Origin of the sequence: Methanobrevibacter sp., from assembly GCF_045112895.1 — an archaeon.
Lineage (GTDB): Archaea > Methanobacteriota > Methanobacteria > Methanobacteriales > Methanobacteriaceae > Methanocatella.
This window is the reverse complement of sequence record NZ_JBGUIH010000041.1, coordinates 1-9,457: the sequence shown is the minus strand read 5'-3', so window position 1 is coordinate 9,457 and position 9,457 is coordinate 1. Positions and strand designations below refer to the sequence as shown.

Below are 9,457 nucleotides of genomic sequence, written 5' to 3'. Positions count from 1 at the left end.
TCTTTGTTTTGATAAAGTGTGGGTTAAACCTAAACCGAAGAAGAGAACACCGAATTCAGCGTTTTTCATTTCTTCTGCTAATTCATAAATGTCTTCTTTAGGAATTCCAGAAATTACGTCTTGGTATAATTCTTTTCCTCTGAGAACAGCCCTAATAGCATTGTAGAAACCGTAGTCTCCGTTTTGTTCGAATCCAATCCATTTGTCGGAACATTTTGCAGTATCGGAGAATTTTGGATCCATAGTAACAACAGTTCTGTCGAATCTTCCTCTTTGTCTGAAGTATCCACGACAGAATGCAGCATATCTTGCTAAGTGTCTTGGGTGAGAGTTCATAGCGTTACTTCCAGAGTAGACAATCATGTCAGCTCTGTTTTGAACTTCCCCTAAAGTTTGAATAGGGTAACCTGCGTTTTGCACAGCTTGGAGAGAAGGACCGTGACAGATAGTAGCTTGGTTGTCTAATACAGCACCGATGTATTCACCTAATGCTACTCCTTCTTTCATACATTCAGTAGAGGTTTCAGACCAACCGTAGAATACAGGTCTGATGGAATTAGCGATGTATTCAGCAGCTTTGTCTAAAGCGGTATCCCAGTCTACTTCTTTGAGTTCTCCGTTTTCATCCCTAATCATAGGAACAATTAATCTTTGGTCCATATCTTCCATGATTTTACTTGCTCCTAATCTGCATGCGTGTCTTACAGCAACGACGTGACCGTTTTTAACTAAGTAGTCTAAGTCGTCACAGTTACAACCACAAAATGCACAGGTACAATTTTCAACAATGTAATCATAATCAGTTACAGGTGGTTCATAAGTCATGATCAATCAACTCCTCCCATTTACGTCCGTGATAAACAGGTAATTCACCTAAAGATTCCATGTTTTCAACAACATCGTCATCTTCTTCATCGACGTATTTTTTGTATACCCATCTCATTAAGTCAGCCATGAGTAAAACTTTTCTGTCGGTTTTTTCGACAGTACATCTAATTCCTTTGTAAGTAGGGTCAGAGCAGCAGTAAGTATCGTGACTTACGATAGTGTTAGCCCATGGACCTTTACAAATAAATACAGTACCTTCGTGAGGTGCATCCCTTGATACGGCACAGTTTACTACAACTTCACCGAAATCGGTTTTGACAAGTACGGTATCCCAGTTGTTTACACCTAATTTTGCCATATCCCTTGGATCCATGTAACAAGTACCGGAAGCGTTTTTGTATTCTTCTTTTAAAGTGGATCCTCTTTTCTTACAAGCACCTTGGTAAATGTCAGACCCGGTGTTTAACATACATTTTAAAACATCGGTTGTTCCTTCACCAGTGATTTTTACATCAGGCACTACAGGTTTTTCTAAATAAGTATTAGCATAATGCATATTGAAATCCCCCTATTCTAACCATATAGCATTTACTGGGCAGAACATTTGACATGTTCCACATTCTTCACATTTTTCCGGACTAAAGAGTTTGATAAATCCGTTTTCAACCATCATAATAACTTCTTCAGTCTTTGCACCACTACCACCAGCGTTTTCAGGACTGATAGCTGCGTTAACAGGACATGCAATTACACAAATCCCGCATCCTAAACAATTATCTTGATTAACTTTAAGTTCCATCCAATCACCTAGTCTTTAATAGCATCTAAAGCTTCTTTCCAAGTAGTTGAGCTAATAGGAGTGTGGTCAACTTCAGTTCTTGTTACGGTAATAGCTCCGTTAGGACATGCTTTTGCACATGCTTTACAACGTACACAGTAGTCGTCATAAGCAATGACATGTTCCATTCTTGAACCTGGGCCTGAAGATACTGGGAACGCTAAAGCATTACATTGACAGATATCTACACAAGCACCACAAGCTTGACATTTATCATCGTCTACTACAATACTGCCTTCAAATGGTTTTTTGACTTTTGCTGCATCGGTAGGACATACACCTTCACACCATCCACAGTATACACATAAATCTGAATCTATGATGGAGTTTCCAGTTACAACAGCATTTGCAGGATCTAAATCATATTCTCCGTAAGAACAAGCTCTACAAAGTGCTTTGATTGCATTAACAGGACAAGATTTTTTACATACTAAACAGTATACACATTTGTCTGTATCAATGACAATGGATTCTGCTCCGGTTTCCTGATCAACAACAATTGCTTCTGCAGGACATAATTCTTGACAGATACCACAGTAAATACAATCATCTTCATTTACTTCAATTTCACCAGTTACTAAATCAACACGATTTGGCAATATTCTTTCAATGACGATTGCATCACGAGGACATGCGACTTCACATCTTTTACAGTAGATACATTCTTCATCATCAATTTCTGAGAAAGCGTTATAATGAGGATATGCTTCAATTTCACTGATAGGTACATCATCAATGGTTAATACTAATGCATCAACAGGACATAATCCGCTGCACATACCACATAATACACATTTACTTTCGTCAATGCTTATTCTTTGAACATCAAAGTCTTCTTTGGTGTTTTGGGCAATCTTTTCATGTCCACTGAAATAGACATCGTTAATAACTCTGTGACGAGCATCAACAGCAATCGCATTTAATGTAATTGCTTCGACAGGACAAGTAGATTCACAAATCCCACAACCTAAACAGGATTGGTCATTGAAGGACAAGTTTCTGACTTCCTCTGCAGACCTTGTGATGTCAAAGTTATTGTCTTTAACCTCTTTTAAATTTCTAATCATATTCAATCTCCAAAATTTTTATCGAATTAGTTGGGCATTCATCTTCACAAAGCTGACAACCACAACATTGTATGGAGTCTGCATGTGCTTTCAATGATTCTAACTTAATAGCCTTCATTGTACATGCATTTACACATAAACCGCAACCAATACAAGAATCTTCAACAATTGCTTCGAAATCTCTTTCTCTGCAAATATTCACAATTTTACGACTCTTTTCTGGTTCATCAAGAACAGCAAAAACCATAATCATGAAATCCCTTGGACTCAGTTCGGTGATAGTTCTTGCAACTTCAATCGAATTCCAAGATAAGTTACTTCCATTCAAGTAATGGGAGATAGTTGATCTATCGACCGATAACTCCTTAGCGATTTCCTGATGAGTTTTCCCCATGTCCTTCAATTTGACCGCAGCCAAATATTTCAAACCAGAGGCAATATGTTTTGGCATATAAATCACCATGTGTAATGATTATATTTATATTATAATACTAATAAAATACTTGTCTACTAGAAGCAAGACACAAACCTTATATATTACTGTGTAGTTACTACACATAAAAAAAGACAAATAAAGAATATTAGAGTATATTTCATAAAAATAAAAGATAAATATTATTTAATAATTAAATTAATACTTCATGATTATTTATTTTAAAATTAAATAAAATTTATCGATATAATTATATGTTCATATCGGATGAAAATGCAAAAAATGTAATAATTTTTATAAAAAAAATATTAAAAAATGCAAAAAAATTACTGAAAATGAGTATTTTTTAGGATAGCCAAAATTAATGTGTAGTTACTACACATAATTGTTTGTAACCATTGAAACAAATAAAAAATCGAATAAAAAAATGGAAATAATGAGATGAACTCATTTATTTTCCAATTAATGTGTTTAAAATTTCATTCCAGGATTCTGAATTAATGTTGGTTAATTTCATATCGGTTCTGGATAAAACTCTAATGTTTTGTGGACATGCTGTGATACAAGCTCCACATAAGTTACAGAATGTCAAATCAGTAGTTGCTTTTCCATCTACAATGGAGACCGCATTACATGGACATACGTCTTGACATGCATGGCATGAATCGCCTTTGCAGATTTTTTCTTCTGCTTCATTTTCAGATAATTCCAAAGTACCTTCAAATGGTTTAACTATTGTAACAGCATCTTTAGGACAAATTTCAGAACACCATGAACAATTTACACAAGAATCTTCTAAAATTAAAGTTTGACCAGTGACTTCTGGAATTTCAATTTCTTCTGAATACATACAAGTTGAACAGACTTGTCTAATTGCCTTTTCAGGACATACTCTTTTACATACACCACAGAAAATACATTTAGAAAGGTCTACTTCAATTGAGTTATTCAATTTATCAACAGTTGATGTAGGGACATTTGTAATTGTAATTGCTCCAGCAGGACACATGTCCGCACAGAAAGAACAGTAAATACATTGATCTTTATCAATAGTGATTTCTCCTCTAACTAAATCTGCAGCATTTGGAAGTTGTCTTTCGAAAATAATTGAATCTCTTGGACAAACATCATAACATCTACCACAATAAATACATTCTTCATCATCAACTTTTGATTCAGTTTCCCATACCGGATAATTATCCATTTCTTTAATTGGTTCACCATCAATTGTTAATTCCAAAGCATCAAATGGACAAGCTACGGAACATAATCCGCAAAATACACAGGAATCTTGGTTTACGGAAATAAGGTCCATTTCAATTAAACCACGTGCAATCGGCACGAGAGGCCCTAATCTTAAGGAAGATGTTGGGCATACATCAGTGCAGATTCCACAACCTACACATTTTTTGTCAGCGTATGATAATTTACGGTTTTCTTCACCGATTCTTTCGATGTTAAACATAAAATTACCTCACTTAAGCTTTGGAAATAGCTTGGTTTGGACAATTTTGGATACAAAGATCACAATCATCACAGTTTTCAGGGACGATTTTTACATCGCCATCCTCTTCAATGATTGCACCTTGTTCACAAAGTTTTATACATAATCCTTGTACTGGACAATTATCGATGTGTCCACATTTATCAGCATCAATTTTTACTGCCATATAACTACCTCCGAAATAACATAAAATAAATTAATTTTAATGTTATAATTTCAATTTTATCGAAATGAGTATATAAGCATATTGACTTTATTCTCAAAATTTTTAAAAATGGACAAATATTTGACTTTAGGTATGCCTAATTCGGTTATATGATTAATTTAAAGATAAATAGATAAGTTTAAAATATTATTTATACTTATTAATAATTTTAATTATTTTAAAAAATAATTTAGAAATATAATTTAATGGATACAACTAAAATAATTCTTACGCTTAACTTATTGAAGAATCTCATTATAATTTTAGTTGAATTCAAAATTAAGTCGTTTTAAAGAAAGATATAAATGAAATTTTATGTGTAGTAACTACACAAAATGTAAAAAAATTATTACATTATCATATAAAGTGGACTCACTACATATATAAATCAAAAAAGTTGATTTTTAAAGGAATGTGTAGTAACCACACATTCGCTTAGAAACGATTAATTAATAAAAAAAACATATAATTATACAAGGGGGATTTTTAATGAAAATAGTATCTATTGTCGGGAAAAAAAATACGGGAAAAACTTCACTAACAGTGAAAGTTATTGAAGAGTTAACAAGAAGAGGCTATAATGTAGCCTCAATAAAACATTCACACCACTCCATTGAAATGGATAAAGAAAATACAGATACCTGGAAACACAAACAGGCTGGAGCCAATCTGGTAGTGGGCGTAGGATCAACCACTTTTTTTAATGCCCGCAAAGAAATGGATTTGAATAGGATATTATTTTTAATAAAACATTTTGATGAATTTGATTTTGTCATAATTGAAGGATATAAAAGCTACAACTATCCAAAAGTAATAACTTCCCCCAATGTAAGAGATGAATATACAATTAAAGAGGTAGATTCATTTACAATTGATGAAGAAGGCATCAGCGAACTAGTAGACCTGATTGAAAAAAGAGGGCATGATATTGTCGACACATTATTTGCAAATAATTGTGGATTTAACAATGGCGAAGCGATTGCTAAAGAAATTCGTCAAGGAACCTTGACTATTGATGATTTAGATGAAGTTTATAGCTACTTATCCATTGATGACAATGTAGTGGGCCTTAATAGATTTGTAAGTGATTATTTAAAACAAAATGTAATTGGGGTCATTAACACACTAAACCTCGAAGACTATGATGTTAAGGATATTGGAAAAATTGAACTTATGGTTCCTAACAAAAAAACTCCCCAAAATCCGATTGATGCCAATTGTACTATCCTAATTAACAATAAAAATCTTGAAATAAATGAATTTACAACCAATATCGTGTCAAACTCTATTAAGGCAATGGTCAACTCTATTAAAACTGAAGGCAATGTTAAAAAAATAGATGTTGAAATTACAGGCATCCACAATGAAAACTTAAATGAATCAAATATAACCCTAAAAACCAATGGCAATGATGTTGAAATTAATGAATTCACTCAAGGAATCCTTAAAGAAACAATCTATTCGATAATCAATTCCTTAGAACTTGAAGATGAGGAAATTCATGAAATAAAAATTAATGTGGAAGAATGATAATATGCTCGAAAATGTGGTTAGAGACAAATTTCAAAGGCCGATTCTTTCACTGAGAATTACAATAACAAACAGATGCAATGAAAGATGCATATACTGCCATCACGACGGCATGGTTTCATCAAAAGATGAAATGACTCCAGAGGAACTGTATACAATCTGCAAGATAGCTAAAAAAATAGGTGTCAGAAAAATCAGGCTTTCCGGCGGAGATCCGTTAGTTCGAAAAGACATTGTGGAAATCGTTGAAAAGATTTCAAGCCTTGATTTTAAGGACATTTCACTTACAACCAACGGCGTGCTGCTTGAAAAGTATGCTCAGGACCTAAAGGGTGCGGGCCTTGACAGGGTCAATGTTAGTCTTGATACCTTGAATCGCGACACCTATAAGTTTGTAACAAGCAAGGACTATCTTGAAAAGGCAAAAGCGGGCATTTTAAAGGCCGTTGAAGTGGGATTGTACCCTGTTAAAATAAACATGGTAATCATGAAGGACATTAACACTCATGAAGTGAAAGACATGTTTTATTTCTGCAAAGAGCATGGGATTATTCTTCAGTTGATAGAATTGATTGAAAGTGAAAATTGTGATGATGACAAATTCAATGCAGATTACCATTATCCATTGGATTCTTATGAAAATAAATTAGCTGATATAGCTGATGATGTGCGAGAACGCAAATTTATGCAGGGACGTAAGAAATATTACATAGACGGTGGAGAAATCGAGATAGTCAGGCCGGTTGATAACTCTACATTTTGTGCAAATTGCTCCAGATTAAGGATAACACCAGATGGAAAAATCAAGCCTTGCCTTCTTAGAAACGATAATCTTGTAGAATTGATTTCACATGTCAGGGCTGGTGAAAGTGAAGAAGAGCTAGAAGAAATTTTCATCAACGGCATCAACAAGCGTGAACCGTTCAACTCTTAATCTCTTTTTTTATATTTATAAAAAATAGCTGTTTTTATTAAATTAAATTATTTTAAAAAAAAAGAAAAAGGTGTATAATAAGAAAATCTTATTATAACCATTTAGCTTTGGATACGTGATCAGTGAATGGAAGTGGGTCATCATTGACCATACCAGGGATGTATCCGTAGATTTCTCTTACTTTGTTGTTTACGGTACTCCATACTTTAGCTACAGGGATTTCACATGGACATACGTCGGAACATTGACCGCAGTTAGTACATGCGTCAACCATGTGCACCATACGAGTTAAGTGGAAGAATGGAGCAGCAGGAGTGTATCCACCAGGTACCCATTCAGGACCTTCAGCTTCGAGACAGCAGTCTTCACAGAAACATAATGGACATGCTTCACGACAGCCGTAACATTTCATACATTTGGAGAATTCGTCTTCGTATTGGTAGAATACATCGATGATGTCTCCAGTAGTGCCTGCGTAATCAACTTCTTTTTTAGCTTGAGATTCTTTTAACATGAAGTTGTTAATGTTTTCTCTGATTTTGATACCTTTTTCGATAGGTTCTTCGGTAGCAATTAAACCAGCTTCAATAACTTTGTCTAATATTTCTGCACCTTTATCTGAGAATACTTCAACAAAAGTAGCTTTTCCTGCTAAAGGACCAATAACTCCCCAGTTACCTAAAGCTAAGTCAGCGTTGGATGGTATTTTGAGATTACATCTTTGACAGTTTTCTCTTCTTCCCATACCTTGTTCTTCTAATTCATCAATTTTGAAACCTTTTTCCCCTTCAGCGGTTTCCATGATGAGTTTTCCTTTGGAAATTTCTTCTTTGATAACATCCTTAGGATCTAATTCGTATACATCTCTAATCATGTTCATGGTTGGAACAGGTGACATAGTTCCACCACAGTTAACACCGATCATAATGACGTTTTCTTCGATGATTTTTCCTTTTTTCATTAATTCTCTGATGGTCATTGCATCACAAGGTTTACATGCAACAGCGAGTTTCATGTATCTTGCGCCATCTAAGTATTTGGATACGAATTTAGCAATGTTTAAAGTACCACAGTGAATGGAACCTGCAGTTTTGATTACATCAGCAGGGTCAGTTACAAGGGTTGGAACACCATCATAAATATCGTGACCTTCGGTTACACCTACAACACCGTCAACGATACCTTCTTCTAATAAGTATTTCATGATAGTAGTTACTACTCCACCGTATTCACCTTTTTCTTTGATGTCTTCGATAGCAGAGTATGCGTAGTACATATCGTTAATTTTTGCGCTCATTTAAATCTACTCCTCATTTATTTACCTACTTTAATGGTGGTAGTTGCCATGTTTTCAGCTTTGATTTCAGTATCAGTACCTTCTTTGTAGACTTCACCTTTCATTTCAACAACTTCAGGGAGTTTTTCTACTTGAATAGCACAAGCTTTTAATTCAACCATTTTAGATTTAGGGTCGAAGGAATCGGAGTTGGTTAATACATTTGCAGCACATTCTACAAAGTGCATTGGGATGTTTACAATACCTTCTCTGATGTTATCAGTTACACGAGCAGGAATTGCAATTTCTCCTCTTCTTGAGAAAGCTCTTACAACTTCATTATTGAGAATTCCTCTTGCTTCAGCATCCTTAGTGTTGATTTCGATGAATCCGGTTTTAACTTCGTTACTTAAAGTTTCACATCTTCTGGTCATTGCAGCGTGATAGTGGAACAATATTCTTGTAGTAGTTAATAATAATGGGTATTCGTCGTCTACAGTTTCAACAGGACCTTTGTGTTCTAATGCTTGGAAGACACCTAAACCATCAGGGTGTGCGAATTTTTCTTTGTGCATTAATGGTTGACATGGGTCGTCTTCGGAAGGACAAGGCCAGTGAAGTGCTTCAGGAGTGTCTAATCTTTCACGGTTCATACCTGCCATGATAGGAGCACATTCTCTGATTTCTTCAAAGATTTCTTCAGCAGATTCGTAGTGGAATAATGGTCTTGGTACGCCCATTCTGACAGCGATTTCTTCCATGATTTTCCAATCTAACCATGCGCCTTCAGGAGGTTCTTGTGCTTTGTGTAAGCATTGTACTCTTCTTTCACCACTGGTGAA

At 34.8% G+C, this 9,457-nt stretch carries 10 protein-coding genes and 1 pseudogene; 2 read left to right on the top strand and 9 right to left on the bottom strand.

Going from position 1 to position 9,457, the window contains the following annotated elements:
* From ACJMLD_RS07580 to ACJMLD_RS07550, 7 genes are all read right to left on the bottom strand, one after another.
* Window positions 1–825 (bottom strand): formylmethanofuran dehydrogenase subunit B (locus ACJMLD_RS07580; RefSeq protein ID WP_405270094.1); only part of this gene is annotated, 825 nt, incomplete at its 3' end.
* On the bottom strand, window positions 815–1,384 hold the full coding sequence (locus ACJMLD_RS07575) for a molybdopterin dinucleotide binding domain-containing protein (RefSeq protein WP_067040048.1): 570 nt from the start codon (window positions 1,382–1,384) through the stop codon (window positions 815–817). The genes ACJMLD_RS07575 and ACJMLD_RS07580, both read right to left, overlap by 11 nt.
* A 12-nt stretch (window positions 1,385–1,396) precedes the next feature.
* Window positions 1,397–1,627 carry a ferredoxin family protein gene (locus tag ACJMLD_RS07570; RefSeq protein ID WP_405270090.1) on the bottom strand — a complete coding sequence of 77 codons (231 nt, stop codon included), beginning with the start codon at window positions 1,625–1,627 and terminating at the stop codon, window positions 1,397–1,399.
* 8 nt (window positions 1,628–1,635) lie between these two features.
* Entirely contained in the window at window positions 1,636–2,733 is a 1,098-nt protein-coding gene (fwdF, locus tag ACJMLD_RS07565) for a tungsten-dependent formylmethanofuran dehydrogenase subunit FwdF (RefSeq protein WP_405270087.1), read from the bottom strand.
* Complete coding sequence (locus ACJMLD_RS07560) at window positions 2,726–3,196, bottom strand: 4Fe-4S binding protein (protein ID WP_405270084.1); 471 nt, start codon at window positions 3,194–3,196, stop codon at window positions 2,726–2,728. The genes fwdF (ACJMLD_RS07565) and ACJMLD_RS07560 overlap by 8 nt, the downstream gene beginning before the upstream one ends.
* 421 nt (window positions 3,197–3,617) lie before the next feature.
* A complete protein-coding gene (gene fwdF / locus ACJMLD_RS07555) occupies window positions 3,618–4,631 on the bottom strand; it encodes a tungsten-dependent formylmethanofuran dehydrogenase subunit FwdF (RefSeq protein ID WP_405270081.1) in 1,014 nt (337 codons plus the stop codon).
* Between the two features lie 13 nt (window positions 4,632–4,644).
* Window positions 4,645–4,836 carry a 4Fe-4S binding protein gene (locus ACJMLD_RS07550; protein WP_405270078.1) on the bottom strand — a complete coding sequence of 64 codons (192 nt, stop codon included), beginning with the start codon at window positions 4,834–4,836 and terminating at the stop codon, window positions 4,645–4,647.
* Between the two features lie 528 nt (window positions 4,837–5,364).
* On the opposite strand from ACJMLD_RS07550, the gene mobB reads away from it, so the two are divergent.
* Both mobB and moaA read left to right on the top strand, forming a co-directional pair.
* Window positions 5,365–6,405 (top strand): molybdopterin-guanine dinucleotide biosynthesis protein B, encoded by a 1,041-nt coding sequence (mobB, locus tag ACJMLD_RS07545; protein ID WP_405270076.1) that lies wholly within the window; start codon window positions 5,365–5,367, stop codon window positions 6,403–6,405.
* Between the two features lie 4 nt (window positions 6,406–6,409).
* Window positions 6,410–7,339, top strand: coding sequence for a GTP 3',8-cyclase MoaA (moaA, locus tag ACJMLD_RS07540; protein ID WP_405270073.1), 930 nt, complete (start codon window positions 6,410–6,412; stop codon window positions 7,337–7,339).
* A gap of 91 nt (window positions 7,340–7,430) precedes the next feature.
* Here moaA and ACJMLD_RS07535 read toward each other — a convergent pair whose 3' ends face one another.
* The gene (locus ACJMLD_RS07535) at window positions 7,431–8,636 is read right to left on the bottom strand and encodes a Coenzyme F420 hydrogenase/dehydrogenase, beta subunit C-terminal domain (RefSeq protein WP_405270070.1); all 1,206 of its coding nucleotides are present in this window, start codon (window positions 8,634–8,636) and stop codon (window positions 7,431–7,433) included.
* A 113-nt stretch (window positions 8,637–8,749) separates the two neighbouring features.
* A pseudogene (locus ACJMLD_RS07530) lies at window positions 8,750–9,457 on the bottom strand (molybdopterin oxidoreductase family protein); the annotation flags it as partial.

Excerpts from the sequence above, each read along its gene's own strand:
- ACJMLD_RS07575 (WP_067040048.1), bottom strand. The coding sequence starts at position 1,384 with ATGCATTATGCTAATACTTATTTAGAAAAACCTGTAGTGCCTGATGTA.
- ACJMLD_RS07570 (WP_405270090.1), bottom strand. The coding sequence starts at position 1,627 with ATGGAACTTAAAGTTAATCAAGATAATTGTTTAGGATGCGGGATTTGT.
- fwdF (WP_405270087.1), bottom strand. The coding sequence starts at position 2,733 with ATGATTAGAAATTTAAAAGAGGTTAAAGACAATAACTTTGACATCACA.
- ACJMLD_RS07560 (WP_405270084.1), bottom strand. The coding sequence starts at position 3,196 with ATGGTGATTTATATGCCAAAACATATTGCCTCTGGTTTGAAATATTTG.
- fwdF (WP_405270081.1), bottom strand. The coding sequence starts at position 4,631 with ATGTTTAACATCGAAAGAATCGGTGAAGAAAACCGTAAATTATCATAC.
- ACJMLD_RS07550 (WP_405270078.1), bottom strand. The coding sequence starts at position 4,836 with ATGGCAGTAAAAATTGATGCTGATAAATGTGGACACATCGATAATTGT.
- mobB (WP_405270076.1), top strand. The coding sequence starts at position 5,365 with ATGAAAATAGTATCTATTGTCGGGAAAAAAAATACGGGAAAAACTTCA.
- moaA (WP_405270073.1), top strand. The coding sequence starts at position 6,410 with ATGCTCGAAAATGTGGTTAGAGACAAATTTCAAAGGCCGATTCTTTCA.
- ACJMLD_RS07535 (WP_405270070.1), bottom strand. The coding sequence starts at position 8,636 with ATGAGCGCAAAAATTAACGATATGTACTACGCATACTCTGCTATCGAA.